The 25,967-nt window shown below is 74.2% G+C and carries 24 protein-coding genes; 13 read left to right on the plus strand and 11 right to left on the minus strand.

Annotated elements, in window-relative coordinates; translation table 11 throughout:
- Nucleotides 1-31: 31 nt before the first annotated feature.
- The 6 genes from ACNF49_RS26535 (at nucleotide 32) to katG (ending at nucleotide 6,297) form a co-directional block, all read left to right on the plus strand.
- Entirely contained in the window at nucleotides 32-580 is a 549-nt protein-coding gene (locus tag ACNF49_RS26535; RefSeq protein WP_482945376.1) for a GlcG/HbpS family heme-binding protein, read from the plus strand.
- Between the two features lie 58 nt (nucleotides 581-638).
- The gene (locus tag ACNF49_RS26540; RefSeq protein WP_482945377.1) at nucleotides 639-1,313 is read left to right on the plus strand and encodes an ankyrin repeat domain-containing protein; all 675 of its coding nucleotides are present in this window, start codon (nucleotides 639-641) and stop codon (nucleotides 1,311-1,313) included.
- Nucleotides 1,314-1,391: 78 nt separating this feature from the next.
- Nucleotides 1,392-1,541, plus strand: a complete 150-nt coding sequence (locus ACNF49_RS26545; protein ID WP_482945378.1) for a hypothetical protein — start codon at nucleotides 1,392-1,394, stop codon at nucleotides 1,539-1,541.
- 335 nt (nucleotides 1,542-1,876) lie between these two features.
- Nucleotides 1,877-3,502 (plus strand): ABC-F family ATP-binding cassette domain-containing protein, encoded by a 1,626-nt coding sequence (locus tag ACNF49_RS26550; protein WP_482945379.1) that lies wholly within the window; start codon nucleotides 1,877-1,879, stop codon nucleotides 3,500-3,502.
- Between the two features lie 94 nt (nucleotides 3,503-3,596).
- Complete coding sequence (locus tag ACNF49_RS26555) at nucleotides 3,597-4,034, plus strand: Fur family transcriptional regulator (protein WP_352327424.1); 438 nt, start codon at nucleotides 3,597-3,599, stop codon at nucleotides 4,032-4,034.
- Between the two features lie 34 nt (nucleotides 4,035-4,068).
- On the plus strand, nucleotides 4,069-6,297 hold the full coding sequence (gene katG, locus ACNF49_RS26560; protein ID WP_482945380.1) for a catalase/peroxidase HPI: 2,229 nt from the start codon (nucleotides 4,069-4,071) through the stop codon (nucleotides 6,295-6,297).
- Nucleotides 6,298-6,397: 100 nt separating this feature from the next.
- On the opposite strand, the gene ACNF49_RS26565 is transcribed toward katG, so the two are convergent.
- Nucleotides 6,398-6,985 (minus strand): TetR/AcrR family transcriptional regulator, encoded by a 588-nt coding sequence (locus ACNF49_RS26565; RefSeq protein ID WP_482945381.1) that lies wholly within the window; start codon nucleotides 6,983-6,985, stop codon nucleotides 6,398-6,400.
- Nucleotides 6,986-7,095: 110 nt separating this feature from the next.
- On the opposite strand from ACNF49_RS26565, the gene ACNF49_RS26570 reads away from it, so the two are divergent.
- Together ACNF49_RS26570 and ACNF49_RS26575 are read left to right on the plus strand one after the other, a co-directional pair.
- A complete protein-coding gene (locus ACNF49_RS26570) occupies nucleotides 7,096-9,417 on the plus strand; it encodes an arylsulfatase (protein WP_482945382.1) in 2,322 nt (773 codons plus the stop codon).
- 9 nt (nucleotides 9,418-9,426) lie between these two features.
- Nucleotides 9,427-10,611, plus strand: a complete 1,185-nt coding sequence (locus ACNF49_RS26575) for an MFS transporter (RefSeq protein WP_482945383.1) — start codon at nucleotides 9,427-9,429, stop codon at nucleotides 10,609-10,611.
- Between the two features lie 19 nt (nucleotides 10,612-10,630).
- On the opposite strand, the gene ACNF49_RS26580 is transcribed toward ACNF49_RS26575, so the two are convergent.
- The 3 genes from ACNF49_RS26580 to ACNF49_RS26590 are packed head-to-tail and all read right to left on the minus strand — an operon-like array spanning nucleotide 10,631 to nucleotide 12,817.
- A complete protein-coding gene (locus ACNF49_RS26580; RefSeq protein ID WP_357981259.1) occupies nucleotides 10,631-10,963 on the minus strand; it encodes an ArsR/SmtB family transcription factor in 333 nt (110 codons plus the stop codon).
- Nucleotides 10,950-11,381 carry an SRPBCC domain-containing protein gene (locus tag ACNF49_RS26585; protein WP_357981257.1) on the minus strand — a complete coding sequence of 144 codons (432 nt, stop codon included), beginning with the start codon at nucleotides 11,379-11,381 and terminating at the stop codon, nucleotides 10,950-10,952. The genes ACNF49_RS26580 and ACNF49_RS26585 overlap by 14 nt, the downstream gene beginning before the upstream one ends.
- 59 nt (nucleotides 11,382-11,440) lie before the next feature.
- Nucleotides 11,441-12,817: an MFS transporter gene (locus ACNF49_RS26590; RefSeq protein WP_482945384.1), complete on the minus strand. Its 1,377-nt coding sequence runs from the start codon at nucleotides 12,815-12,817 to the stop codon at nucleotides 11,441-11,443.
- A 112-nt stretch (nucleotides 12,818-12,929) separates the two neighbouring features.
- Between ACNF49_RS26590 and ACNF49_RS26595 the strand changes: the two genes are divergently transcribed.
- The 5 genes from ACNF49_RS26595 to ACNF49_RS26615 all read left to right on the plus strand — a co-directional run bounded on the left by ACNF49_RS26595 (nucleotide 12,930) and on the right by ACNF49_RS26615 (nucleotide 20,085).
- Complete coding sequence (locus ACNF49_RS26595) at nucleotides 12,930-13,694, plus strand: IclR family transcriptional regulator (RefSeq protein ID WP_482945385.1); 765 nt, start codon at nucleotides 12,930-12,932, stop codon at nucleotides 13,692-13,694.
- Between the two features lie 25 nt (nucleotides 13,695-13,719).
- A complete protein-coding gene (locus tag ACNF49_RS26600; RefSeq protein WP_482945386.1) occupies nucleotides 13,720-14,568 on the plus strand; it encodes a fumarylacetoacetate hydrolase family protein in 849 nt (282 codons plus the stop codon).
- Nucleotides 14,568-15,581, plus strand: coding sequence for a zinc-dependent alcohol dehydrogenase (locus tag ACNF49_RS26605; protein ID WP_482945387.1), 1,014 nt, complete (start codon nucleotides 14,568-14,570; stop codon nucleotides 15,579-15,581). The genes ACNF49_RS26600 and ACNF49_RS26605 overlap by 1 nt, the downstream gene beginning before the upstream one ends.
- Before the next feature lie 20 nt (nucleotides 15,582-15,601).
- Nucleotides 15,602-18,391: an FAD-binding and (Fe-S)-binding domain-containing protein gene (locus ACNF49_RS26610; protein ID WP_482945388.1), complete on the plus strand. Its 2,790-nt coding sequence runs from the start codon at nucleotides 15,602-15,604 to the stop codon at nucleotides 18,389-18,391.
- A gap of 71 nt (nucleotides 18,392-18,462) precedes the next feature.
- Nucleotides 18,463-20,085, plus strand: a complete 1,623-nt coding sequence (locus ACNF49_RS26615) for a serine/threonine-protein kinase (RefSeq protein WP_482945389.1) — start codon at nucleotides 18,463-18,465, stop codon at nucleotides 20,083-20,085.
- Between the two features lie 42 nt (nucleotides 20,086-20,127).
- Here the strand turns inward: ACNF49_RS26615 and ACNF49_RS26620 are convergent, their stop codons facing one another.
- From ACNF49_RS26620 to ACNF49_RS26650, 7 genes are all read right to left on the minus strand, one after another.
- Complete coding sequence (locus ACNF49_RS26620) at nucleotides 20,128-20,634, minus strand: DUF2690 domain-containing protein (protein WP_357981237.1); 507 nt, start codon at nucleotides 20,632-20,634, stop codon at nucleotides 20,128-20,130.
- Nucleotides 20,635-20,732: 98 nt separating this feature from the next.
- Nucleotides 20,733-21,917, minus strand: a complete 1,185-nt coding sequence (locus ACNF49_RS26625) for a sensor histidine kinase (RefSeq protein ID WP_357981234.1) — start codon at nucleotides 21,915-21,917, stop codon at nucleotides 20,733-20,735.
- Nucleotides 21,914-22,588: a LuxR C-terminal-related transcriptional regulator gene (locus ACNF49_RS26630; RefSeq protein WP_357981231.1), complete on the minus strand. Its 675-nt coding sequence runs from the start codon at nucleotides 22,586-22,588 to the stop codon at nucleotides 21,914-21,916. Before ACNF49_RS26630 ends, ACNF49_RS26625 begins: the two co-directional genes overlap by 4 nt.
- A 107-nt stretch (nucleotides 22,589-22,695) precedes the next feature.
- Nucleotides 22,696-23,667, minus strand: a complete 972-nt coding sequence (gene pip / locus ACNF49_RS26635) for a prolyl aminopeptidase (protein ID WP_482945591.1) — start codon at nucleotides 23,665-23,667, stop codon at nucleotides 22,696-22,698.
- A 123-nt stretch (nucleotides 23,668-23,790) separates the two neighbouring features.
- On the minus strand, nucleotides 23,791-24,798 hold the full coding sequence (locus ACNF49_RS26640; protein ID WP_357981228.1) for an FAD binding domain-containing protein: 1,008 nt from the start codon (nucleotides 24,796-24,798) through the stop codon (nucleotides 23,791-23,793).
- The gene (locus ACNF49_RS26645; RefSeq protein ID WP_482945390.1) at nucleotides 24,795-25,139 is read right to left on the minus strand and encodes a (2Fe-2S)-binding protein; all 345 of its coding nucleotides are present in this window, start codon (nucleotides 25,137-25,139) and stop codon (nucleotides 24,795-24,797) included. Before ACNF49_RS26645 ends, ACNF49_RS26640 begins: the two co-directional genes overlap by 4 nt.
- A gap of 386 nt (nucleotides 25,140-25,525) precedes the next feature.
- A complete protein-coding gene (locus tag ACNF49_RS26650; RefSeq protein ID WP_357981222.1) occupies nucleotides 25,526-25,948 on the minus strand; it encodes a nuclear transport factor 2 family protein in 423 nt (140 codons plus the stop codon).
- Between the last annotated feature and the right edge of the window lie 19 nt (nucleotides 25,949-25,967).

A 25,967-nucleotide genomic window follows, 5' to 3' on the forward strand; every position in this document is an offset into this window, starting at 1 on the left:
TCCGACTTCGCCCTGACGAACTGGAGAAACCATGAACATCCGTACTCGCCTGGTCGCCGGCTCGCTGTCGGGGCTGGCCGTGCTGGCCGGCGCCGTCGCCGCCACCTCGCCCGCCGCCGTCGCCGACGCCGCCCACACCGCCCGCGTCGCCGCGGCCGAGCCCGTCGTGCAGACCGGCACGCTCTCCGCCGACGCCGCGCTGAAGATCGCCGACGCCGCGCTGAAGGAGGCCGTCAAGCAGAAGCAGCGCGTCACCGTCGTGATCGTCGACCGGTCCGGCGCGACCCGGCTGGTGCTGAAGGGCGACGGCGCGGGCCCGCAGACCGAGGAGTCGGCCCGGCGCAAGGCGTTCACCGCGGTCTCCTTCGGCCGGACGACGTCCGAGCTGGGCAAGGGCATCAACGGCGGCGGGCCGTCCATCGCCGACATCCCGGGCACCCTCTTCCTCGGCGGCGGCGTGCCGGTCGCCTCGGGCGGCGCCCCCGTCGCGGGCATCGGCGTCGGCGGCGCGCCCAGCGGCGACATCGACGAGTCCATCGCCCAGGCGGCCCTCAAGGCGGTCGCCGGGCAGCTTCGCTGACCGGCCGGACCTGCCCCCCGGCGCGCCGCCGGGGGCGGGCGGACGGAAGGATGAGGGGATGAACCGCCGAGCCGTCCTGACCTGGGGACTCGGTCTGATGCTCGCGGCCTGCGGCGGGCGCGAGGTGAAGGGAGCGGGAATGGCCGACGAGGAACTGCTGGCGGGAGCCGCGCGCGGGGACGCCGCCGCCGTCCGGGACGCGCTCGGCGCCGGGGCCGACGTCGAGGCCCGCGACGGGCAACGCCGTACGGCCCTGCTGCTCGCGGCGGCGGCCGACCACGTCGAGGTGGCCAAGGTGCTCGTCGCGGCGGGCGCCGACCCCGATGCCCAGGACGCCAGGAACGACACCCCCTGGCTGGTCACCGGCGTCACCGGCAGCGTGGCGATGCTCAGGGCGCTGCTGCCCGCCGGGCCCGACCTGACCAGGCGCAACCGGTACGGAGGCGTCTCCCTCATCCCCGCCTGCGAGCGCGGGCACGTCGAGTACGTGCGTGAGGTGCTGAAGACCGGCATCGACGTCGACCACGTCAACGACCTGGGCTGGACGGGCCTGCTGGAGGCGGTCATCCTGGGCGACGGCGGCGAGCGCCACCAGGAGGTCGTGCGGCTGCTCATCGCCGCGGGCGCCGACGTCGACCTGGCCGACCGCGACGGCGTCACCCCGCTCGCCCACGCCGTGTCCAAGGGCCAGAAGGAAGTGGCCGCCCTGCTCCGCGCGGCCGGAGCCCACTGACGCGACTAAGGCCGCGCCGGCACCGTCGAGCCGACCCCGAACGACGGCGAGCCTGGCCGCCGTGCTCAGGAACTGCCGGTGCCGCTGTCGCACGCCGGCGGCGATCTCGGCCTGCCAGGCGTCCCAGGAGGTGAGGGCGTCGAGCTGGGGACGCTGGTCCGCCAGCACCCGGTCGGCCTCCAGGCGGGCCACGGCCGGCAGCAGCTCCTCCCGGCCGCCGGGGAGTAGTGGAGGCTCCCATGCGGGTCAGCGTACGCACGATCAGCCTCCGGACTGGACCGGGCGGTCCATGCTGGCCGGGCGGCCTCGGTGGCGCGCAGGAGGCCGGCAGGCGTCCGGAGAACGGTGGACGGCTGCTATGGTGTGAAATGCTTGTGATTCTCAGCTAGGAGACCAGACATGGCAGGTGACGACGACATCTCCGGGTGATACCGGAGGTTGATCGGCCCCGGCGTGAGCGCTTGAGCGCCGCCGGTGTGGCCCTGTTCGTCGTTCCCGAATCCCTGTCCTTCTTCACCGGGCGGCTTCGGCGTGCCCGCGTTCTCCGTTGAGGTCTTCTTCACATGTCCGACGCGTTCATCGTCTGCTCCAACCTGTCCTTCTCCTGGCCTGACGACACCCCCGTCTTCAGCGACCTGTCCTTCAGCGTGCCCGGCGGCCGTACCGGCCTGGTCGCCCCCAACGGCGCCGGAAAGAGCACGCTGCTCAAGCTGATCGCCGGGGAGTACCGGCCGCGCTCGGGCGGCGTGTCCGTCAACGGCGTGCTCGGTTACCTGCCACAGAGCCTGCCGCTGGCCGGCGACCTGACCGTGGCCGAGGTCCTGGGCATCGCCCCGGTGATCGCCGCGCTCAACGCCATCGAGGCGGGCGACACCGCCGAGGAGCACTTCACCACCATCGGCAACGACTGGGACATCGAGGAGCGCACCCGTGCCCAGCTCGACCGGCTCGGGCTCGGCCACCTCGACTTCGCCCGCACCCTGCGCACGCTGAGCGGCGGGCAGATCGTCTCGCTCGGCCTGGCCGCGCAGCTGCTCAGACGGCCCGACGTGCTGCTGCTCGACGAGCCCACGAACAACCTCGACCTCGACGCCCGCCACCGGCTGCACGCCGTGCTCGGCGACTGGAAGGGCTGCCTGCTCGTGGTCAGCCACGACCGCGCGCTGCTCGACCGCATGGACCGCATCGCCGAGCTCGAACGGGGCGAGGTGCGCTTCTACGGCGGCGACTACACCGCCTACGAGGAGGCCGTACGCACCGAGCAGGAGGCCGCCGAGCGCAACGTGCGCACGGCCGAGCAGGAGCTCAAGCGCGAGAAGCGGGAGATGCAGCAGGCCCGCGAGCGCGCCGAGCGCAGGGCCGGCAACGCCGCCCGCAATCTCAAGAACGCCGGCCTGCCGCGCATCTTCGCCGGGAACATGAAGCGCGGTGCCCAGGAGTCGGCCGGCCGGGCGGGCCAGACGCACGCCGCCCGCGTCAGCGACGCCAAGGCCCGGCTCGACGAGGCGGGCCGCGCCCTGCGCGACGACCAGCGCATCTCCCTGCAACTGCCGGGCACCAACGTGCCCGCCGGGCGCACGGTCTTCCAGGGCGAGCACCTCATGGCCCGCGGCCTGTTCGCCGAGCCCGGCATCGACCTGGTCGTCCGCGGGCCCGAGCGCATCGCGCTCACCGGCCCCAACGGCGCCGGCAAGTCCACGCTGCTACGCCTGATCACCGGCGAGCTGACGCCCGACGGCGGCACCGCCAGACGGGCCGACGGCCGGGTGGCCTACCTGTCGCAGCGGCTCGACCTGCTCGACGACGAGCTCACCGTCGCCGAGAACCTGGCCGCCTTCGCCCCCGCGATGCCGGCCGCCGAGCGGATGAACCTGCTGGCCCGCTTCCTGTTCCGGGGCGCGCGTGCCCATCTGCGGGTAGGGGTGCTGTCGGGCGGCGAACGGCTGCGCGCCACGCTGGCCTGCGTGTTGTGCGCGGAGCCGGCGCCCCAGCTGCTGCTGCTGGACGAGCCGACCAACAACCTCGACCTGGTCAGCGTGGGCCAGCTGGAGAGCGCGCTCGGCGCGTACGAGGGGGCGTTCGTGGTGGTCAGCCACGACGAGCGGTTCCTGGAGGAGATCCGGGTGGAGCGCAGGCTGGAGCTGTCCGAGGGGCGGCTGCTGGAGGGCGGGGGGCCTGACCTGGGGTGACGCCCTTCTAGGCGGCTATTTCCGGACATATTACTAAACTTGGATGGTTCGTTCTCTTGTGTCATTCAGGTTTGTATAGGTAGGTTTGGCGGCTATGACCGCATCGAAGGCTCCGACGACCGCCGAGGAGCTGCGCGGCGCCGGGCTGCGGGTGACCGCCGCCCGGGTCGCGCTGCTGGAGACCGTCCGGGAGGGTGACCACCTCGGGGTCGAGGCGATCGCCTCCGGGGTGCGCGAGCGCGTGGGTCATATCTCGTTGCAGGCCGTGTACGACGCCCTCCACGCGCTCGCCGCCGCGGGGCTCGTCCGCCGCCTCGACCCCCCTGGCAGCTCGGCCCTGTACGAGGGCCGCGTCGGGGACAACCACCACCATCTCGTGTGCCGGTCGTGCGGCGCCGTGGCCGACGTCGACTGCGCCGTCGGCCACGCGCCCTGCCTGACCGCCTCCGACGACCGCGGCTTCGCCATCGACGAGGCCGAGGTCATCTATTGGGGCCTGTGCCCCGCCTGTTCCACCGGCAGCAGTTCCTGAGCACCCAGATTCCGCCTCGTCCGGAAGGATTCCCATGTCTGAGAACCATGATGCGATCGTCACAGACGCCAAGTCGGAGGACTCGGGCGGCTGTCCGGTCGCGCACGAGCGCGCCCCGCACCCGACCCAGGGCGGCGGCAACCGCCAGTGGTGGCCGGAGCGGCTCAACGTCAAGATCCTGGCCAAGAACCCGGCCGTGGCGAACCCGTTCGGCGAGGGCTTCGACTACGCCGCGGAGTTCAGGACCCTGGACCTCGCGGCCGTCAAGCGGGACATCGCCGAGGTGCTGACGACCTCGCAGGACTGGTGGCCGGCCGACTTCGGCCACTACGGCCCGTTCATGATCCGGATGGCCTGGCACAGCGCGGGCACGTACCGCATCAGCGACGGACGCGGCGGCGCCGGGGCCGGTCAGCAGCGCTTCGCGCCGCTCAACAGCTGGCCGGACAACGGCAACCTGGACAAGGCCCGCCGCCTGCTGTGGCCGGTCAAGAAGAAGTACGGCCGCAAGATCTCCTGGGCCGACCTGCTGATCCTCACCGGCAACGTGGCCCTGGAGTCGATGGGCTTCAAGACCTTCGGCTACGCCGGCGGCCGCGAGGACGCCTGGGAGCCCGACGAGGACGTCTACTGGGGCCCCGAGTCCACCTGGCTCGGCGACCAGCGCTACACCGGCGACCGCGAGCTGGAGAACCCGCTGGCCGCGGTCCAGATGGGCCTCATCTACGTCAACCCCGAGGGCCCCAACGGCAACCCCGACCCGCTGGCGGCGGCCCGCGACATCCGCGAGACCTTCCGCCGCATGGCGATGAACGACGAGGAGACCGCGGCCCTCATCGTGGGCGGTCACACCTTCGGCAAGACCCACGGCGCCGGCCCGGCCGACCACGTCGGCCCCGACCCCGAGGCCGCCCCGATCGAGCAGATGGGCCTCGGCTGGAGCAACAGCTTCGGTACCGGCAAGGGCGGCGACGCCATCACCAGCGGCCTTGAGGGCATCTGGACGAACACCCCCACGACCTGGGACAACAGCTTCCTGGAGATCCTCTACGGCTACGAGTGGGAGCTGTTCAAGAGCCCCGCGGGCGCCAACCAGTGGCGGCCGAAGGACGGCGCCGGCGCCGGCACCGTGCCCGACGCGCACGACCCGGCCAAGCGGCACGCCCCGACGATGCTGACGACCGACCTGTCGCTGCGCGTGGACCCGATCTACGAGCAGATCACCCGCCGCTGGCTGGAGCACCCCGACGAGCTCGCCGACGCCTTCGCCCGCGCCTGGTTCAAGCTGACCCACCGCGACATGGGCCCGCTCGCGCGCTACCTCGGCCCGGAGGTCCCGGCCGAGACGCTGCTGTGGCAGGACCCGCTGCCCGCGGTGACGCACGAGCTCGTCGACGCGGCCGACGTCGCCGCGCTCAAGGAGCAGATCCTCGCCACGGGGCTGTCGGTGTCCGAGCTGGTGTCCACCGCGTGGGCCTCGGCCTCCTCCTTCCGCGGCAGCGACAAGCGCGGCGGCGCCGACGGCGCGCGCATCCGCCTGCAGCCGCAGAGCGCGTGGGAGGTCAACGACCCCGACCGGCTGGCGACCGTGCTGGGCACCCTGGAGGGCGTCCAGAAGGCGTTCAACGGCGCCCAGACCGGCGGCAAGCAGGTCTCGCTGGCCGACCTGATCGTGCTGGCCGGGTGTGCGGGTGTCGAGCGGGCCGCCAAGGAGGCCGGCTTCGACGTCCAGGTGCCCTTCACGCCGGGACGCGCGGACGCCACGCAGGAGCAGACCGACGTGGAGTCGTTCGCCGCGCTGGAGCCGGTCGCCGACGGGTTCCGCAACTACCTCGGCAAGGGCAACCGCCTGCCGGCCGAGTACCTGCTGCTCGACCGGGCCAACCTGCTGACGCTGAGCGCGCCGGAGATGACCGTCCTCGTGGGCGGCCTGCGGGTGCTGGGCGCCAACCACCGGCAGTCGACGCTCGGCGTCCTCACCACGACCCCGGGGACGCTGACCAACGACTTCTTCGCCAACCTGCTCGACCTGGGCACGACGTGGCACTCGACCGAGGACGCCAACGTCTTCGAGGGCCGCGACACCGCCACCGGCGAGGTGCGGTGGACCGGCACCCGCGCCGACCTCGTCTTCGGGGCGAACTCCGAGCTGCGCGCGGTCGCCGAGGTCTACGCCAGCGACGACGCCAAGGAGAAGTTCGTCCGTGACTTCGTCGCGGCCTGGGACAAGGTCATGAACCTCGACCGGTTCGACCTGGCCTGAGCGTGACCGGAACGCCCGGGGCGGCCGCCCCGGGCGTTCCGCGTGCCCGGAGACTTGCGCGGTGGTGGGGGATGGCCGCGGCGGGCATGGACCCCGGACGTCAGGCGGTGAGCAGGGCCCGGGCGGTGACGTGCAGGTCGGCGACGGCCGCCGCGGCCCGTGCGGCGTCGAAGGCGGGGTCGCCCAGGCGCTGTTCCAGGTCGGCCAGCACCACGACGACGTGCAGGTTGAGCACCCGCAGGCGCTCCCGCGTCAGGCCGGGCAGCCGCCGCCGCAGCAGGGTGGCCAGCTCGGCGACCCCGGGGTGGTGGTCGCTGGAGTAGGGCCAGGACCGGTAGCCGCCGGACAGCACGTAACGGCTGGTGAAGCGCAGGTACCAGCTCGCGCCCGGGTGGCCGAGCACGTGCTCGGCCAGCGGGGCCAGGTAGGCCCCGACCAGGGCGGGAAGGTCCTCCTCCAGGCCGCGGGCGCGCAGGTCGCCGATCAGCTCGCGGCGGCGCTCGTTGAGGGGGGTCATGCGGTGGGCGTACAGGGCGTCGATCAGGCCGGCCTTGCCGTCGAAGTGGTACTGGACGGCCGAGTGGTTGCCCTGCCCGGCCGCGACGGCGATCTCCCGGAGCGAGACGTCGAGGCCGCGCTCGGCGAAGAGCCGTTCGGCCGCCAGGAGGATCTTTTCTTTGGCCTGCATTCCCACCTTTTCCGGATCACCGAGGTATCGTCGCGGATTAAGACAACCTGTCTTACTCTCGTGCCGTCTGCTGTCCAAGACCGTACGCCTCTCCTGGCAGGAGCCTCGCCGTGACCGCAGAACCGATCTTCCGCCGGGCCGGCCGCCCGCCGGAACACGCTCCGAACGTGCTCGCCGTCGTCCTGGACGACACCGGCTTCGCCCAGCTCGGCTGCTTCGGCTCCGGCATCGCCACGCCGCACATCGACCGGCTCGCGGCCGGCGGCCTGCGCTACAACCGGTTCCACGTGACGGCCCTGTGCTCGCCGTCGCGCGCCTGCTTCCTCACCGGGCGCAACCACCACGCCGTCGGCATGGGCTTCCTCGCCGACATCCCGCTCGACCACCCCGGCTACACCGCCCGCATCCCGCGCTCGGCCGCGACCCTGCCGCGGATCCTGCGCGACCACGGCTACTCCACCATCGCCATCGGCAAGTGGCACCTCACGCCGCGCTACGAGCGCTCGGCCGCCGGCCCGTTCGGCCACTGGCCGCTCGGCCAGGGCTTCGAGCGCTACTACGGCTTCCTGCAGGGCGACACCAACCACTACGCGCCCAACCTCGTCCGGGACAACCATCACGTGGACCCGCCCGCCACCCCCGAGGAGGGCTACCACCTCACCGAGGACCTCGTCACGGAGGCCGTCCGCCACCTCGACGACCAGCGCCACGCCGCCCCCGGCAAACCCTTCTTCCTCTACCTCGGCCTCGGCGCCACGCACTCCCCGCACCACGTCGCGCCCGAGTGGAGCGAGCCCTACCGCGGCCGCTTCGACCGGGGATGGGACGCCTGGCGGGCGGAGATCTTCCGGCGCCAGACGGAGACGGGCGTCGTCCCGCCCGGCACCGTGCTCACCCCGCGCCCGGACTGGGTGCCCGCCTGGGGCGGCCTCACCGCCGACCGGCGCCGCCTGTACGCCCGCCAGCAGGAGGTCTTCGCGGGCTTCCTCACCCACGCCGACGCCCAGCTCGGCCGCCTGCTCGCCCACCTGGCGGAGACCGGGCGGCTCGACGACACCATCATCGTGGTCTTCTCCGACAACGGCGCCAGCGCCGAGGGCGGCGTGGACGGCAGCGTCAACGAGCACCGCTTCTCCGCCGGCATCCGCGAGTCCCCGCAGGACAACCTGGCCCACCACGACGACTGGGGCGGGCCGCGCACCTACAACCACTACGCGTGGGGCTGGGCGTGGGCCGGGAACACGCCGTTCCGGCTGTGGAAGCGCTACACCTGGCTCGGCGGCACCCGCACGCCGCTCATCGTGCACTGGCCGGCCGGGATCGGCGGCGGCGGCGCGGTGCGCGACCAGATCGTGCACGTCAACGACCTGTTCCCGACCCTCCTGGACGCGATCGGCATCCGGGCGCCGGACGTCGTGGACGGGATCGAGCAGCAGCCGGTCGACGGGGCCAGCTTCCTGGCCACCTTCGCCGACCCCGCGGCGCCCGCGCCGCGCACGACCCAGTACTTCGAGATGCTGGGCTCGCGCTCGCTCATCCACGGCCGCTGGAGGGTCACCACCGACCACGTGTCCACGGGCGTCCTGGACGAGGAGGAACTGCTCACCGGCAGCCGCGACCTCGACGCCGACCACTGGGCGCTGTTCGACCTGGCGGCCGACTTCTCCGAGGCGGCCGACGTGTCCGCCGGGCATCCGGAGGTGGTCGCCGAGCTGCGGCGGTTGTGGGCGCGGGAGGCCGGGCGCAACAACGTCCTGCCGCTGTACGACGACCTCGTGGCCCGCTTCGGCGCGCTCATCGGGCCGGCCTGGCCCCCGGCGACGACCGCACGTTCCGGCCCGGGGCCTCGCCCGTGTGCGACGAGTCGCTGCCGCTGCTGTTCGGCGGCTTCCGCTGGACGGCCGAGATCGAGGCGGCGCGCGAGCCCGAAGGCGTGCTGTTCGCGCTGGGCGACTGGAACGGCGGCTTCGCCCTGTACGTCACCGCAGGCCGCCTGGCCTTCACCTTCTCCCGCGCAGGGGAGCCGCTGGAGCTCACCGCCGACCGCCCGCTGCCCGCCGGCCGCCAGTCCGTGGACGTCGTCCACACGACGGGCCCCGCGGGTTCGGCGTTCCACCTGTCGCAGGGCGGGGTCGTGGTGGGCACCCTGGCGTTCGACGGCCTGCTGCCGGTCGCGCTCCAGCACGGAGGGGCTGGGCTGCGGCTCGGCCATGACATGGGGCTGCCCGTCTCCGGCCGGTACCGCGTCCCGGCCCGGTGGAACGGGCGGCTGTTCTCGGTCCGGCTCAGGACGCCGGGCGCCGCGACCCCCGACCTGCTCGCCGGCCTGCGGACCGCACTCCACGCCGACTGACGGTGTGGTCCGAAATCGGCCGGTACCGGGGACGTCGTGGCTGGTTGGCTGGTTCGCCGTAGATCAACCCCTGTCCTGAAACGGAACCATGTCAACCACCACGCTCGCCCCGCCGCGCCCGCCGCTGATCTCCTGGCTCGCGGTCACCTCGATCACCCTGGGCATCTTCGCCATCGTCACCAGCGAGATCCTGCCCATCGGCCTGCTGACGACCATAGGCGCCGACTTCCGCGTCACCGACGGCACCGCGGGGCTGACCATGACGCTGCCCGGCTTCGTGGCCGCCGTCGCTGCGCCCGTCCTGACCGTGGCCACCGCCCGCCTGGACCGCCGGGTGATGCTCTGCGTCCTGATGGCGGTGCTGGCCGCCGCCGACGTCCTGGCGGCCGTGGCCGGGGCCTACTGGGTGGTGCTGGTCTCGCGGGTGCTCGTCGGGCTCACCATCGGCGGCTTCTGGTCGATCGCGGCCGGGCTGGCGTCCCGGCTGGTGCCGCCGGCCGCCGTGGGCACCGCCACGGCGCTGATCTTCTCGGCCGTGCCGCTGGGCTCGGTGCTCGGGGTGCCGGCCGGGACCTTCATCGGTCACCTGGCGGGCTGGCGGACGGCGTTCCTGGTCCTGGCCGGGCTCTCGGTGCTCGTGCTGGTCACGCTGCTGTGCGTGCTGCCGCCGCTGCCCGCCCGCCAGGTCACCGGCGCGCGCGTCCTGCTGGACCTGCTGCGGCTGCGCGGCACCGGGATCGCCCTGCTGGGCACGTTCCTCGTCGTGCTGGCGCACTTCGGCACCTACACCTACGTCACGCCGTTCCTGGAGCACGTCACCCACCTGCCCCCGGCCGTCGTCAGCGCCGTCCTGCTGGCCTACGGGGCGGCGGGCGTCGCGGGCAACTTCCTGGCCGGCCGGGCCGTGGCCACCGCCCCCCGTCTGACCTTCGCCGTCTGCGGCGGCCTGATCGCGGCGGCCACCGCGCTGCTGCCCCTGGCCGGCACGTCGCAGGCGGGCGCGGTCGTGCTGCTGGTGTTGTGGGGGCTGGCCTACGGGGGAGTGCCGGTCTGCTCCCAGGCGTGGTTCCTGCGGGCCGCGCCCGGCACGCCGGAGGCGGCGACCGTCGTGTTCACCTCGTCGTTCCAGGCGACCTTCGCCCTGGGCGCGCTCCTGGGCGGCACGATCGTCGACGCCTTCTCGGTCTCGGCCGCGATGGTCGCGGGCGGGCTGGTCGCGCTCGTGATGGCCGGGTCGTTCTCCTGGCTCACCCGTCCGCGCCGGGCCGTCTGAGCGGGGCGGGGACGGGCGGTCAGCCGCCGAGGTGGTCGCGCAGGGCGTCGAGGCGGCCGTCCCAGTCGTTCGCCAGCGCGGCCAGGAACTGCTGGGCCACCCGCATCGGAGCCGAGCGCAGCCGGTAGCGGACGCGGCGGCGCTCACCGGGCTCGGCCGTCACCAGACCGGCCTCGGCCAGCAGCGTCAGGTGCTTGGCGATCGCCTGCCGGGTGATCGGCAGGCGGGCGGCCAGGTCGGTCGCCGTGGCCGGGCCCCGGGAGGCCAGCGCGGCCAGGATGGCACGCCGGCTCGGGTCGGCCAGGGCGACGAAGACCTGCTCGGCCACCGCCTCGATGTCAGGCGGCGTCAAGGTGCCCGGCCAGCTCGCCCAGCTCGCTCGCCCATCCCTCGGTGTGGGCGTCGTGGGCCTTGCGGTGGTGGTCGTCCGGCAACTGGGCGAAGCCGGTCTCGACGACGGTCAGCCGGGTGCCCGTGCCGGCCGGTTCGAGGGTGAACTCGACGTACGTGCGGCGCGGATCGCCCTCCGGCATGCCGAAGACCGGCCAGGTGAAGCCGAACACCGACGGCTCCTCCACGCGCTCCACGCGCAGGTCGACGGTGTGCCCGTCGCTCCAGCTCATCCGCGCCGGCCCGCCGGGACGCAGCTCGATCGCCGCCTCCTGGCCGAACCAGGCGGCCAGCCCCTCGGGGGTGGTGAGCGCCGCCCACACCTTGCCGGGCGGATGGGCGAGCTCGACGGTGCGCTCGACCCGGTCGGGAAATCCCATGACGACCTCCATATGCAGCAGGGAAAAGGTTGCCACACCTTGTGGCGACAGGTTGACGGTCACCGCTCCGGCCGCGGGTGGCGGCGCAGGCCGTAGGAGACGAGGACGACGGCGGCCAGCGTCACCGCGACGTCCACGAGCAGGGCCAGGCGGATGCCGGCCGGTTCCCCGGCGCGCGTGGCGGCGACCGCGCCGAGAAGCGGGATGCCGACGGTGACGGCGACCTGCTGCGTCATCGAGGTCAGCCCGGTGGCCAGCCCTTGCTCCTCGTCCGGCAGGCCGGAGGTGCCGGTGACGGTGTAGGCGACGATCGCGGTGACGTGCCCGAAGAAGCCGACGAACAGCGCGGGGACCAGGATCGCCGGCACCGTCCAGCCGGTGCCGAGGAAGACGGCGGGTAGCGTCGCGAGGGCCTGGACCGTCATGCCGGCGACCAGGACGCGGCGGCTGCCGTAGCGCCCGACGAACCGCCCGGCGATCACCCCGGCGACCACCGAGGCCAGCCCGGGGATGCCGAACACCAGGCCGGTGACCAGCGGCGACAGGCCCAGCACCCGCTGGAGGTAGACCGTCACCAGGAAGATCATGGCCGGCTCCATCGTGAAGATCACGAACCCGGCGAAGTTGCCCCACTTCACCGTGGGCCGCCGCAGGATGCGCACCGGCGCGAGCGGCGCGGGCGCGCGCAGCTCGATCATCCAGAACGCGCCCAGCAGCACCACGCCCGCGACGGCCGCCAGGAGGTTCGTCTCGACGGCCGCGTAGATCACCGCCAGCAGGCCGCCGGTCACGGTGACCGCGCCGGGCAGGTCGAGCCGCACCCGCTCCGGCAGCACGCTCTCCCGGATCAGGAGCGGCGCCAGCACCAGGATCGCCACCGCGACCGGCACGTTGAACAGGAACGCCGCCCGCCAGCTCAGCAGGCTGACCAGGGCGCCGCCGAGCAGCGCGCCGACGGTGAAGCCGCCGGACAGCAGGGCGCCGTTCAGCCCGAGGACGCGGGCGCGCAGCGGGCCCTCCTTGAAGGTGGTGGTGAGCAGCGACAACGCGGCGGGAACCGTCATCGCCGTGGCCAGGCCCTGCAGCACCCGGGCGGTCAGGAGCGTCGCGGGCCCGCCGGCGAAGCCGCCGAGGAGGGAGGCCCCGGCCAGCACGACCATGCCGGCGAGGAACAGCCTCCGCCGGCCGAACAGGTCGGCCGTCCGGCCGAACACCAGGGTGAACCCGGCCGCCGGCAGCGCGTACGCCGAGGTGATCCAGGGCCACTGGGCCGGGTTCAGCCCGACGCCCGCGCCGGTCTGGGGAAGGGCGACGTTCAGGATCGAGAAGTCGACCGCCAGCATGAAACCGGCGCCGAGCAGGACGAACGCGATCAGCCGTTGTCTGCCGTCGAGGCGCGGCGGGGCGGCCTCAACGGTCGCGACAGGAACACTCATTGCGGCCTCCAAGTAGTAGCAACCCAGTAGTTGCCACATTATGGCAACCGCTGGGTTGCGTCAATGCTGGGCAAACTTCCGTTTCCCGGAACGGTGGTCTAACCTTCGGAACATGTCCGACGGTGACGCCAAGCTGGTGGGGGCCGACCGCGTGCTGGCCGTGCTGGCCGAGCTCGCCCGGCACCCCGACGGGATCGGCCTGGAGGAGATGGCCCGCGCCGTGTCCAGCCCGAAGCCGACCGCCCACCGCGCCCTGGCCGCGCTGCGCCGCGCCGGGCTCGCCGTCCAGAACGGCCACGGCCGGTACGTGCTCGGCGACGAGTTCCTGCGCATGGCCTTCGCCCACCATGAAGCCCGGCCCGACCACGTCCGGGTCACCCCGATGCTCAAGGCGCTGTGCGACCGCTACGGCGAGACCGTGCACTACGCGGTGCTGGAGGGCACGTCCGTGGTCTACCGGTCCAAGCTCGACCCGCCGTCCGGCGCGGTCCGGCTGACCTCGGTCGTCGGCGGACGCAACCCGGCCCACTGCACCGCCGTCGGCAAGATGCTGCTGGCCGGGACGCTGCGGGACGAGGCCGCGGTGCGCGCCTGGGTGGGCGACCGACGGCTGGAGCGGCCCACCGAACGCTCGGTCGGCACCGCCGAGGAGCTGCACGCCGAGCTGGTACGCGTCCGCGCGCAGGGCTACGCGGCCGACGACCAGGAGAACGAGCCGGGCGTCAACTGCGTGGCGGTCCCGGCGTACCTGACCTCGCCCACCGTGCCGAGCGGCGCGGTCAGCATCAGCGGCCTGGCCTACCGCACCCCCTTGAGCGTGCTCGTCGAGGACGTGCCGGCCATCCGCGCCGTCGTCGCCGGGCACCACCTTCCCTGACCCGCCCAGAACCGGAGAGATCCCCTTGTACCTCATGCGCATCGGCGCGCCCGGCGCCGAGAAGCCGGTCGTCCGCGTGGACGACGACCACTACGTCGACGTCTCCGACCTCACCCCCGACTTCGACGAGCGCTTCTTCGCCGCGGGCGGCCCCGCCCTGCTCGCCGAGCGGGTCGCCACGGGCCCGCGGCAGGCGTTCGCCGGCGAGCGCGTCGGCGCGCCGATCGCCCGCCCGCACCAGATCCTGTGCATCGGCCTGAACTACAGCGACCACGCCGCCGAGACCGGCCAGGCCGTGCCCGCCGAGCCGATCCTGTTCACCAAGTCGCCCAACACCCTGGTCGGCCCGGACGACGACGTGCGCATCCCGCGCGGCGCCACCAAGACCGACTGGGAGGTGGAGCTCGGCATCGTGATCGGCCGCCGCACCTCCTACCTGGACTCGCCCGAGGAGGCCGCGGCCGCGATCGCCGGCTACTGCGTGGTCAACGACGTCAGCGAGCGCGCCTTCCAGATGGAACGCGGCGGCCAGTGGAGCAAGGGCAAGTCGGCCGAGACGTTCAACCCGGCCGGCCCCTGGCTGGTCACCCCCGACGAGCTCGCCGACGTCCGGAACCTGGGCATGTGGCTGGACGTCAACGGCGTACGCCGCCAGACCGGCAGCACCAAGACGATGATCTTCGACCCGTACGTCATCGTGCACCACCTGAGCCAGTTCATGGTGCTGGAGCCCGGCGACCTGATCAACACCGGCACCCCGCCCGGCGTCGGCATGGGCCACGACCCGCAGATCTGGCTCCGGCCGGGCGACGTGATGGAGCTCGGCATCGACGGGCTCGGCAGCCAGCGCCAGCGGGTCGTGGAGCCCCGGTAGTGCGGGCGCTCGTCCTGACCGGGCCGGGCGCGGCCGAGGTCCGGGAGGTCGAGCCCCCCGCGGCGGGGCCCGGCCAGGTGGTCGTGGACGTCGAGCGCGCCGGCGTGTGCGGCACCGACATGGAGCTGTTCAGCGGCGAGATGAGCTACCTGCGCACCGGCCGCTCCCGCTACCCGCTGCGCCCCGGCCACGAGTGGTGCGGGCGCGTCGCGGAGCTGGGCGCGGGCGTGGACCCGTCGTGGGTGGGGCGGCGGGTCGTCGGCGACACCATGCTCGGCTGCGGGCGCTGCGACCGCTGCCGCCAGGGCCGCCACCACGTGTGCCCCGACCTGGCCGAGCTCGGCATCAGCCGGGGCGCCGCGGGAGCCCTGGCCGAGCGGCTCGCCGTCCCGGTCGCGGCGCTCCATCGGCTGCCCGATACGGTGGACGCTACCTCGGGCGCGCTGGTCGAGCCCGGTGGCAACGCCTTACGCGCCGTCCGCGCGGCGGGGCTGGAGGCGGGGGAGCGGTTGCTGGTTCTGGGCACGGGCACGATCGGCCTGCTGGCCGCGCTGTTCGCGCGCGCAGGCGGCGCCGAGGTGCACCTCATGGGCCGCGCCGAGCCCGACCTGCGGCTGGCCGCGGGCCTCGGGTTCCGGCACGCCTGGACCCGCGCGACGCTGCCCGGCCTGCCCTGGCACGCCGTCATCGACGCCACCAACGCCGCCGCGATGCCCGCGCTCGCCCTCGGCCTGGCCGAACCCGGCCGCCGCGTCGTCTACATCGGCCTGGCCGGCACGCCGTCCACGCTCGACACCCGCGAGCTGGTGCTCAAGGACGTCACCGCGGTCGGCGTCCTGGGCGGCTCGGCGGGGCTGGCCGGGGCCATCGACGCCTACGCCGGCGGCTCGGTGGACGCCCGTCCGCTGGTCGCCGCCACGGTCGGGCTGGCCGAGACGGCCGGCGTCCTGGCCGGACGGCGACCGCCCGGCGCCGGCCCGGGGCCCAAGATCCACATCGATCCCCGGCAATGAACCTGGAAGAGAGCACGAGCATGACCCACCGTGAACCGCGACGGCTCAACGCGCCGGACGCCGCCGTCCTGGCGGCGGTCGAGACGGCCGTCCCGGGGATCACCCGCGCCCGCGCGAGCGACCGGCTCGGCATGGCCCACGACGCCTCCCACTACCTGCTGACCCCGCAGGCCGTGCTGGTGGCCGAGAGCGCCGGCCAGGTCGCCGCGCTGCTGCGCACCGGCCTGCCGCTGACCTTCCGCTCCGGCGGCACCAGCCTGAGCGGCCAGGGCGTCAGCGAGCACCTGCTCGTGGACACCCGCCGGCACTTCCGCTCGATCGAGGTGCTCGACGACGGCGCCCGGGTACGGGTCCAGCCCGGCGCGGTGCTGCGGCAGGTCAACGCCCGCCTGGCCCCGTACGGGCGCAAGCTCGGCCCCGACCCGGCCAGCGAGTCGGCCTGCACGATCGGCGGCGTCGTGGCCAACAACTCCAGCGGCATGACCTGCGGCACGCACGCCAACACCTACCAGACGCTGGAGTCGATGACGCTGGTGCTGCCGAGCGGCACCGTCCTCGACACCGGCGCCACCGACGCCGACGAGCGGCTGCGCGCCCTGGAACCCGACCTCGCGGCCGGCCTGGAACGGCTGCGCGACCGCGTCCGCGGCAACCCCGGCTCGGTGCGGCGCGTCCGGGACCAGTTCTCGCTGAAGAACACCATGGGCTACGGCCTGAACAGCTTCCTCGACCACGACAGCCCGGCGCAGATCCTCGCTCACCTGGTCATCGGCAGCGAGGGCACCCTCGGCTTCGTCGCCGAGGCCGTCTTCCGCACCGTCCCCGCCCACCGCCTGGCCGCCACCGGGCTGCTCGTCTTCCCGACGCTGCGGGAGGCGATGGCCACGGTGCCGGAGCTGGTCGCCGCCGGGCCCGCCGCCGTCGAGCTGCTGGACGCCGAGTCCCTGCGCGTGGCCCAGACCGACCCCAAGGCCGACGAGACGCTGCGCGCGATGGCCGTCGCCGAGCACGCCGCGCTGCTGGTCGAATGGCAGGAGTCCGACGCCGGGCTGCTCACCGAGCGGGAGCGGACCGCCGAGCGGGTCTTCGCCGGGCTGCACCTGGCCGCCCCCGCCCGGCTGAGCAGGGAGGCCGGCGGCCGGGCCGCGCTGTGGCACATCCGCAAGGGCCTGTACGCCACCGTCGCCGGCGCCCGCCCCAGCGGCACGACCGCCCTGCTGGAGGACGTCGCCGTCCCCGTGCCCGCGCTGGCCGACCTGTGCGACGACCTGACCGCCCTGTTCGCCGAGCACCGCTACGAGCGCAGCGTCGTCTTCGGCCACGCCAAGGACGGCAACCTGCACTTCATGCTCAACGAGCGGTTCGCCACCGACCTCGACCGCTACGCCGAGTTCACCGAGGACATGGTGGCGGCCGTCCTGGCCAGGGGCGGCACGCTGAAGGCCGAGCACGGCACCGGCCGCGTCATGGCCCCGTTCGTGCGCCGCCAGTACGGCGACGAGCTGTACGAGGTGATGCGCGAGGTCAAGCGCCTGTGCGACCCGGCCGGCACGCTCAACCCCGGCGTCGTCCTCACCGACGACCCCGAGGCCCACCTGCGCGACCTCAAGACCGTCGTGACCGTCGAGCCCGAGGTCGACCGCTGCGTCGAGTGCGGCTACTGCGAGCCCGTCTGCCCCAGCCGCGACCTGACCACCACCCCGCGCCAGCGCATCGTGCTGCGCCGCGAGCTGGCCGCGGCGCAGGCGGCCGGCGACCACGCCCTGGCCCGCGAGCTGGCGGACGCCTACGCCTACGACGCCGTGGACACCTGCGCCGTGGACGGCATGTGCGCCACCGCCTGCCCCGTCCTCATCAACACCGGCGACCTGACCAAACGCCTGCGCGCCGAGCGCCACGGCCGCGCCGCCCGGCGCGCCTGGACGAGCGCCGCCCGCCACTGGGACGGCGTCACCCGCGCGATGAACCTGGCCCTCGACACCGCCGCCGCCGTCCCGCCCGCGCTCCCGGAGGCCGCCTCGCGCGCCGCCCGCGCCGTGGCCGGGGCGGACGACGTCCCGCGGTGGAGCCGCGACCTGCCGCGCGGCGGCACCAGGCGCCGCCCGTCCCCGGCGGACGGCGCCGACGCCGTCTACCTGCCGTCCTGCCTGAACACGCTGTTCGCCCCCGCCGACGGCGGCCCCGGCGTGATGACCGCCTTCCAGCGCCTGGCCGCCCGCGCCGGGCTGAGGCTGCACGTCCCGGAGAGGATCGCGAGCCTGTGCTGCGGCACCCCGTGGTCCTCCAAGGGCTTCACGGGCGGTCACGAGGCCATGGGCGAGCGCGTCCGGGACGTGCTCGCGCGGGCCACCGACGGCGGCCGGCTGCCCGTGGTGAGCGACGCCGCCTCCTGCACCGAGGGTTACGCCCACCTGGTGCCCGGCCTCCAGGTGGTCGACGCGGTCGCCTTCACCGCCGAGCACGTCCTGCCCCGCCTGCCGCAGCCGCGCCGCCTGCCGTCGCTGGCGCTCCACCCGACCTGCTCCTCCACCCGGCTCGGCCTGGACGCCGCCGTCACCCGCCTGGCCGAGGCGGTCGCCGAGCAGGTCGTGATCCCGGACGGATGGCAGTGCTGCGGCTTCGCCGGCGACCGCGGCCTGCTGCACCCCGAGCTGACCGCCTCGGCCACCCGCGCCGAGGCCGCCTCCGTGGCCGAGGCGGGCTGCGCCGCGCACGCCTCGGTCAACCGCACCTGCGAGCTGGGACTGACCCGCGCCACCGGCCGGACCTACCGGCATCTCCTGGAGCTCCTCGACGAGGTGACCGCCTGAGAGGGGGCGCGCTTCACACCGATGGTCAATAAGATCGTCGCTGTTGCGAAGATCCGGCGATCGGGAGCACGATGAGCGACCCCGGCGGCTTCGGCCCCCTGGAGATGGACGAACGCGAGCGCATCGGTCCCTACCGGATCGTGGGCCGCATGGGCGCCGGCGGCATGGGCGTGGTCTACGCCGGGGTCGCGCCCGAGGGCGGGCGGGTCGCGGTCAAGGTCATCCATCCGGGGCTGGCCGCCGACCCGCACTTCCACGACCGGTTCGTGCGCGAGGTCGAGGTGTTGTCGCGGGTGCGCGGGCGGTGCACGGTGGCGGTCCTGTCCGCCGACACCGACGTCTCGCCGCCGTGGCTGGCCACCGAGTTCGTGCCCGGCCCCACGCTGACCGAGCACGTACGCGACCACGGGCCGCTGCCGCCGGACGAGCTGGTCGCGTTCGGGGTGGACATCGCCGAGGCGCTCACCGACATCCACCGGGCCGGGATCGTCCACCGCGACCTCAAGCCCGGCAACGTGATCCTGGCCGCGTCCGGGGCGAAGGTGCTGGACTTCGGGATCGCCCGCGCCCTCGACGAGAGCGGGCTGACCGGCACCGGCGCGCTCATCGGCTCGCCCGGCTGGATCAGTCCCGAGCAGTACCGGGGCGACCAGGCCGACGCCGCCGCCGACGTCTTCGCCTGGGGCGCGCTGATGGTCTACGCCGCGACCGGGCGGCCGCCGTTCGGCATGGGGGCGCCCGACGTGCTCGCCTACCGGGTCATGAGCGTCGATCCCGACCTGTCGCAGGTGCCCGAGGGGGTGCGGGAGCTGGTCCGCGGGGCGCTGGCCAAGTCCAGGGCGGCGCGGCCCGGGGCGGGCGAACTGCTCGCCGCGCTCCACTCGGGCACGATCCCCATGCCGCCGCCCCCGTCCGGCACACTCCTCCTCACGCCACCGCCCCCGCCGCCGGGCACGCTCCCCCTGACCCCGCCGCCCTCGTCCGGCGGGCCGCCCGCGCCCGGTGGCCCGCATCCGTCCGGCGGGCCGGTGCCCTCGCCGGGTGGGCGAGGGGCGTCGGCGGGCGAGTACGAAGCGCCGGTCCCGCCGCCGGGTGGGGCGGCGCGGTTGTGGCCCGTGGCGGTCGCCGTGGCCGTGGTCGTGGCGGTCGTGGGGGCCGGCGTGGCGTTCGCGCTGAACGCGGCCGGCACGCCGGAGGCGCTGCCGGCCACGGACGACCGGACCTCCTCCTACACCGACCCGCCCGCCACCTCCGCGCAGCCGGACCCGCCGGACACCTCCGAGGAGAGCGAGACCCCGAGCGAGACCCACACCCCGCAGGACACCCCGTCCGAGACCGGCACGCCGGAGGAGACGCCCGAGGAGAAGCCCGCGGACACGCCCACCGCGAGCAGGCCCCGCACGCTGCCGTGCGCGTCCGCGGGCTCGATCCTGCGCCAGGCCGCCGCGCTCAACGGCGGCAGCCTGCCGCAGGACGCCGTGGTGGCCCGCAAACGATGCGTCGGCTCCTGGGTGGCCGCCGAGCTCTCCTCCCCGAGTGTCGGCGGCATCGACCTGATCGCCCGGCGGAACGCGTCCCGGTTCCTCGACGCTGATATCGGCAGCAATTTCTGCTCCCAGGAGGACCGGCCGGCGCTGCTGGCGAGCGCGCCCGACTCGATCAAGAGCTTCCTGTGCCCCAACGGTTTCGGCTGATCCGCACGCTTCCCCCCACCGGCGGGAGGCGCGCGGGCCGGGTCAGACGGCGTCCGTGCAGACGGCGGAGCTCGCGGCGCGGCGGGCGTGGGCCGGCTCGACGCAGGCCCGTGCCGGGACCTCGGGCGCGTAGACCTGGCCGGAGTAGACGACCCCGGTGCCCTCGTCGCCCCCGGAGTACTGGGTCAGGCGCTTGTCGTCGCCCGCGGCCGCGCGCACGCCCGGCCTGCGCTCCACCCACACGTTGTAGTCGGCGCCCTGCCCCTGCTTGGTGAACCTGGCCCAGTTGACCTGGCAGGTGCCGCCCTTGCCGGGGCCGTACCGCAGTTCGAGGTAGCCGCCGAACGCCCGGACCCACCTGGAGGCCACGGTGGAGGACCCTGTCGTGCAGCCCGTCAGCGCCGGGTCCTTGCCGTCGCAGGCGGTGCCCGAGCAGGTCCGGGCGGCCGGGCGGCCGGTCGCGGGGCCGTCGTCCGCGTGCGCCCCCGTGACCGGGAACAGGGCCAGAGCCGCCACCGCCAGCACGACCGCCGTCCGGTGTGATCGCATGCCGCCACCTCCGGGGAGAGATCAGGTTCGTCGGCACGATTGTGGACCGGCCGGCCTGCCCGGATCTGTCATGCGGACTGTGGTGCGTTGGCGGGACGTCATTCGCCCGACGGGAGCGGGATGCGCACCGACACCAGCGTCCCCTCGCCGGGAGCGGCCTCGACGTCGGCGCTGCCGCCCACCGCGCGGGCGCTCTCCCGGATGGAACGGGCGATCCCGAGGCCGGTCGTGGGCGCGTCCAGGTCGAAGCCGCTGCCGTGGTCGAGCACGCTCAGCGCCAGCGTCCCGGACCGGCATTCGGCCCGCACCACGGCGTGCCGCACGCCCGCGTGCTTGCGCACGTTCGTCAGCGCCTCGCGCAGGATGCCGCTCAGCGCCTCGACGACCTCGGCCGGCATGCCGTCGCGTTCTGGCGCCGAACGCAGCCGGCCCGCGTTGAACTCCACCCGCAGCCCGCTGCCGACCGCCTGCCGCACGACCTCCTCCAGGGCGGCCACGACGTCCTCGGCCGGATCGCCGTCGTCGCCGCGCAGGAAGGCGCGCAGCCACTGCGACTCCTCCGCCACCCGCGCCCTGACCGAGGCGTCGGCGATCCAGCCGTCGCGGGTCAGCGCCTCCATGGTCTGCAGGATCCGGTCGTGCAGCACGCGGGCCGTCCTGCCGCGCTCGCGCTCCTGCGACAGCTGCGCCGAGCGGCGCAGCTCCTCGGCCCTGGCCCGGTCCAGGTCGCCGGCGGTCCTGAACAGGATGCGCATGACGTACGCGGCCATCATGGCGTTCGTCGTCAGCCCGGCGACGTGCGGCAGCCCGGCCCACCACGCCAGGTCCGCCTGGACGTAGCCGAGGACCAGCGCGCCGCCCAGCGCCGCCGTCCACGCCAGCACGACGGGGAACGTGCGGAAGGAGATGCCCGCCATGATGCCGACGAGCAGCACGTACGGCAGGATCGTGCCGGGCCAGCCGTCGGTCACCCGCGAGCCCGCGTAGTGACCGGCGGCGAGCACCGCCGCCGTCACCAGGGCGAGGTCCACGCAGAGCAGCGCGCGCGGCGCGAGCGCGGCGCGGGCCGCCGTGACCACGCACACCAGCAGGCTGACCGCACCCATCGCCCCCAGCAGGTACGGCAGCGGCCCCAGCGTCAGCCACCGCCCGTCGCCCAGCACCTCCAGCGACCCGCACAACACCAGCGCGCCCACCCGGACGACCACCATGGTGAGGGCCCGGCTGCGCTCCATGCCGGCGACCGCCGTCCCGGGCGGACGCGGCGGACGCGGGGGGCTCACGGCCGGTCGCGGCGTTCGAGCCGGTTGAGCGCCGCGCGGGTGAGCTCGGCCTTGTTGCCGACCTGCAGCTTGGCCCTGATGCGCTCGACGTAGGTGTCGACCGTGGCCTTGCTGACGCCCATCCGGCGGCCCACCTGGGCGTGGGTGAAACCCTGGGCGATGTAGGAGAGGGTCTCCTCCTCCCGGGCCGACAGCCGGGGCCGGGCGTCGCCGCCGCCGTCCCCGCCCGCCTCGGAGCCGTCGGCACCGGCGGGCGGGCGGGTGTTGTCGTCCAGCTCGCTCTGCAGGATGTCGGCCAGGCCCGCCGACAGGTAGAAGCCGCCCGCGGCCACCGTGCGCACGGCGGCGACGATGAGCTCGGAGGGGGCGTCCTTGGTGACGTACCCGTTGGCTCCGCAGCGGATCGCCGCCAGCACGTCGGCGGGCCGTCCGGACGCCGACACGATGAGGACCCGCGTGACGGCCGACAGCTCCTTGACCGCGGCCAGGCACGGCCGGTCCTCGGCCAGGTAGAGGTCGAGGATCAGCACGTCGTAACCGGCGTCGAAGCCGCGCAGGTCCCCGACGGACGAGCCCCGCAGCACCACCTGCAGGTCCTCGTGCCGGTGCAGGAGGTACTCCAGCCCATGGCGGATCAGCTCGTGGTCGTCGATCACGGCGATCCGGATCACGTCTTGCTCCGCGGCAGGCTGCGAACGAGGTGACATGTCAACAACGGTGAGCAGAAGTGTGCAAGACCAGCAAGTCCTGCAAAACCACTACAAGTTCGTATTGTAGATCATGAATCCTGTGGTGCACGGGCGTTCGGACGGTAGCCGTCGGTGGCCCTGACGAGCTCGTGCAGCGTGCCGGGTTCGGCGCCGCCGTGGCCGGCGTCCTCGACGATCCGCAGCTCGGCCTCCGGCCAGGCGCGGTGCAGCTCCCACGCGGCGTCGGGCGGCGTCTTCATGTCGTAGCGGCCGTTGACGATGACGCAGGGGACGTCCCGGATCGCCGCCACGTCGAGCAGCTCGCCCTCCCGCAGGAAGCAGCGCCGGGTGAAGTAGTGCGCCTCGATCCGGGCGAAGCCCAGCACCTCCCGGTCCGTCAGCGGAGGGGCGGGCGCGGGCAGCAGCGTGTTGGCCGCCAGCTCCCACGCCGCCCACGCCCGCGCCGCCGGCAGGTGCACCTCCGGGTCCGGGTCGAACAGGCGGCGGTGGTAGGCGCCGAGCAGGTCGTCCCGCTCGGCCTGCGGGATCGCGTCGCGGAAGGCCGCCCACTCCGCCGGGAACAGCCGGGCCGCCCCTGAAGCGGTGAACGCCCACGCCTCGTCGGCCGCGCTCGCCAGGTAGACGCCGCGCAGCACCAGCTCGGTCACCCGGCTCGGGTGGCGGCGCGCGTACGCCAGGGCCAGGGTCGCCCCCCACGAACCGCCGAACACCTGCCAGCGGTCGATGCCGAGCCGCCGCCTGAGCAGCTCCATGTCGGCGACCAGGTGCCAGGTGGTGTTGGCGGCCAGCGACACCCCGGGGTCGGCGGCGTGCGGGCGGCTGCGCCCGCAGTTGCGCTGGTCGAACAGGACGATCCGGTAGGCGCCGGGGTCGAAGAACCGGCGCTGCACGGGCAGCAGCCCGCCGCCGGGGCCGCCGTGGAGGAGGACGACCGGTTTGCCGCCGGGGTCACCGCAGGTCTCCCAGTAGATCTCCTGGCCGTCGCCGACGTCGAGCAGGCCGGTCTCGTAGGGCTCGACGGGCGGGTAGAACGTCATCAGCGTCATGGCTACCAGACCTACTCGCCCCGGCCGCCCGGCGCGCGCCCGGCTCCCCGACGGGTGCGCGAGTTCGGTGGGCGCCCGGCTCCCCGACGGGTGCGCGGGTTCGGTGGGCGCCCGGTTCTACGACGGGTGCGCGAGTTCGGTGAGTGTGTGGCGGAGCAGTCGTGCGGCCAGCACCGGCTTGAAGGCGTTGTGCCGCAGCGGGCGGGCCTCGGCCAGCGCCACGCCGGCGGCCCGCGCGAAGGCGGACGCGTCCGGGACGGCGCCGGTCAGCAGGTCCTCGGCGGCGTGGGCGCGCCACGGCTTGTGCGCCACCCCGCCGAGCGCGACCCGCGCGAACACGATCCTGCCGTCCTCGACGTGCAGCAGCACGGCCGTGCTCACCAGCGCGAACGCGAACCCGGCCCGGTCCCTGACCTTCGCGTACGCCCCGCGTCCCGGCGGGGCGGGCGGCAGGTCCACGCTCGTGACCAGTTCGCCGTCCCGCAGCACGGTCTCCACCTGCGGCGTAAGGCCGGGCAGGACGTGGAACCCGGTGAACGGCACGCTCCGCGTCCCCTTGGGCCCCGTCAGGTTGACGGTCGCGTCGAGGGCGGCCAGGGCCACGCACATGTCCGAGGGGTGGACGGCGACGCAGCTCGGGCTCGCCCCCAGGACGGCGTGCGCGCGGTTGAAGCCGTCCAGCGCGTCGCACCCCGCGCCGGGCGCGCGCTTGTTGCAGGCGGCGGCGGTGTCGTAGAAGTAGCGGCAGCGCGTACGCTGCAGCAGGTTGCCGCCCACGGTCGCGCGGTTGCGCAGCTGCGGCGAGGCGCCCGCCAGGATGGCGCGGGCGAGCACCGGATAGCGCCGCCGCACCCGGAGGTCGGCCGCGACCTTGGTGTTGCCGGCCAGCGCGCCGAGCCGCAGCCCGCCGCCGGGCAGGTCCTCGACGGCCGACAGCGGCAGGCGCGAGATGTCCACGATCCGGCCCGGCCGCTCGACCTCCTCCCGCATGAGGTCGACGAGGTTCGTCCCGCCGGCCAGGTAGCGGGCCGGGCCGCCGTCCGGCGGCGTCGCGGCCATCATCGCGGCCATCATCGCGACGGCCTCCGCCACGCCGGCCGCCCGCAGGTAGGCGAACTCCCTCACGTCGCGGCGACCTCCCGGACGGCGGCGGCGATGTGGTGGTACGTCCCGCACCGGCACAGGTTGCCCGCCATGCGCTCGCCGAGCTCGGCGTCGGTCAGCTCGCGCGGGCGAGCGGCCAGGTCGGGCGTCGCGGCGCTGGGCACGCCGTCCCGCAGCTCGGCCAGCAGGCCGGCGACCGAGCAGACCTGGCCGGGCGTGCAGTATCCGCACTGCAGGGCGTCGTGCCGGACGAACGCCTCCTGCACCCGCGCGCCCACCTCGTCGTTCGCCAGGCCCTCGACGGTGACGATCTCCATCCCCTCGCACTGGACGGCCAGCAGCAGGCACGCGTAGACCCGCATTCCGTCGACCAGGACGGTGCAGGTGCCGCAGGCCCCTGGTCGCAGCCCTTCTTCGTGCCGGTCAGCCGGAGGTGGTCGCGCAGGAAGTCGAGCAGGGACACGCGCGGGTCCGCCGGCGGCTCGTGCGGCCGGCCGTTGACGCGCAGGGGGAGCGGGGCGCGGCCGTCCATCCCATCCCTCCGGCCGTACGGACTGTGGCGATCACCGTAACCCGCGCCGGGCCGGGCGCCGTGGCCCGTGCGCCGGCCGAGGGGCAAAACGGTGGCGGGCATTGCCGAATCCGGATCATCGGGGACGGCGAGGGTCCCGCCGTCGTCCATGCCCGCCACCGGTCTTCCCGGGGCGGCGACGGGCACGCCGCGCCCGCCACCGGCTTCCCCGGGAGATCATCCCTTGGCGCTCAGGGCCTCCGCGACCGTCAGGCTGTCCTCGTAGATGTGGCTGCGCGTGATCAGCCCGTCCTCGACGGTCAGGTGCAGCGCGAACGGCGTGGCGTAGGAGACGCCGGTCGCGCGCACGGTCTGCACGATCTGCCCCAGCACCACGGCGTCCGCCCCGTCGACCAGGATCTGCCGCACCGTGGTGCCGTTCAGCTCCGGCACGTGATGCGCCCCCAGCGACCGGTAGTGCTCGGCCACCTCGGCCCGCCCCGACCGGGGCCGGATCCACGGCACCGCCGGATGCCCCTCGGCGGGCCAGCTGAGCTGCCAGTCGATCGGCTCGGCGAACAGCTCCGCTATCCGCTCGGGATCACCCTCGCCGATCCGCCGCAACAACTCCTGCACGATGCCCCGCGTGTCCCTCTCCATGCCCCCAGTCTTCCGGCCC

It is taken from the genome of Actinomadura sp. ATCC 39365, from assembly GCF_054392275.1.

What these genes read in the sequence shown, in the direction of transcription:
- ACNF49_RS26540 (WP_482945377.1), top strand. Translation starts at nt 639, where the DNA reads ATGAACCGCCGAGCCGTCCTGACCTGGGGACTCGGTCTGATGCTCGCG.
- ACNF49_RS26610 (WP_482945388.1), top strand. Translation starts at nt 15,602, where the DNA reads ATGACCCACCGTGAACCGCGACGGCTCAACGCGCCGGACGCCGCCGTC.
- ACNF49_RS26585 (WP_357981257.1), bottom strand. Translation starts at nt 11,381, where the DNA reads ATGGGATTTCCCGACCGGGTCGAGCGCACCGTCGAGCTCGCCCATCCG.
- katG (WP_482945380.1), top strand. Translation starts at nt 4,069, where the DNA reads ATGTCTGAGAACCATGATGCGATCGTCACAGACGCCAAGTCGGAGGAC.
- ACNF49_RS26590 (WP_482945384.1), bottom strand. Translation starts at nt 12,817, where the DNA reads ATGAGTGTTCCTGTCGCGACCGTTGAGGCCGCCCCGCCGCGCCTCGAC.
- ACNF49_RS26595 (WP_482945385.1), top strand. Translation starts at nt 12,930, where the DNA reads ATGTCCGACGGTGACGCCAAGCTGGTGGGGGCCGACCGCGTGCTGGCC.
- ACNF49_RS26620 (WP_357981237.1), bottom strand. Translation starts at nt 20,634, where the DNA reads ATGCGATCACACCGGACGGCGGTCGTGCTGGCGGTGGCGGCTCTGGCC.
- ACNF49_RS26645 (WP_482945390.1), bottom strand. Translation starts at nt 25,139, where the DNA reads ATGCGGGTCTACGCGTGCCTGCTGCTGGCCGTCCAGTGCGAGGGGATG.
- ACNF49_RS26615 (WP_482945389.1), top strand. Translation starts at nt 18,463, where the DNA reads ATGAGCGACCCCGGCGGCTTCGGCCCCCTGGAGATGGACGAACGCGAG.
- ACNF49_RS26650 (WP_357981222.1), bottom strand. Translation starts at nt 25,948, where the DNA reads ATGGAGAGGGACACGCGGGGCATCGTGCAGGAGTTGTTGCGGCGGATC.
- ACNF49_RS26555 (WP_352327424.1), top strand. Translation starts at nt 3,597, where the DNA reads ATGACCGCATCGAAGGCTCCGACGACCGCCGAGGAGCTGCGCGGCGCC.
- ACNF49_RS26550 (WP_482945379.1), top strand. Translation starts at nt 1,877, where the DNA reads ATGTCCGACGCGTTCATCGTCTGCTCCAACCTGTCCTTCTCCTGGCCT.
- ACNF49_RS26575 (WP_482945383.1), top strand. Translation starts at nt 9,427, where the DNA reads ATGTCAACCACCACGCTCGCCCCGCCGCGCCCGCCGCTGATCTCCTGG.
- ACNF49_RS26565 (WP_482945381.1), bottom strand. Translation starts at nt 6,985, where the DNA reads ATGCAGGCCAAAGAAAAGATCCTCCTGGCGGCCGAACGGCTCTTCGCC.
- ACNF49_RS26535 (WP_482945376.1), top strand. Translation starts at nt 32, where the DNA reads ATGAACATCCGTACTCGCCTGGTCGCCGGCTCGCTGTCGGGGCTGGCC.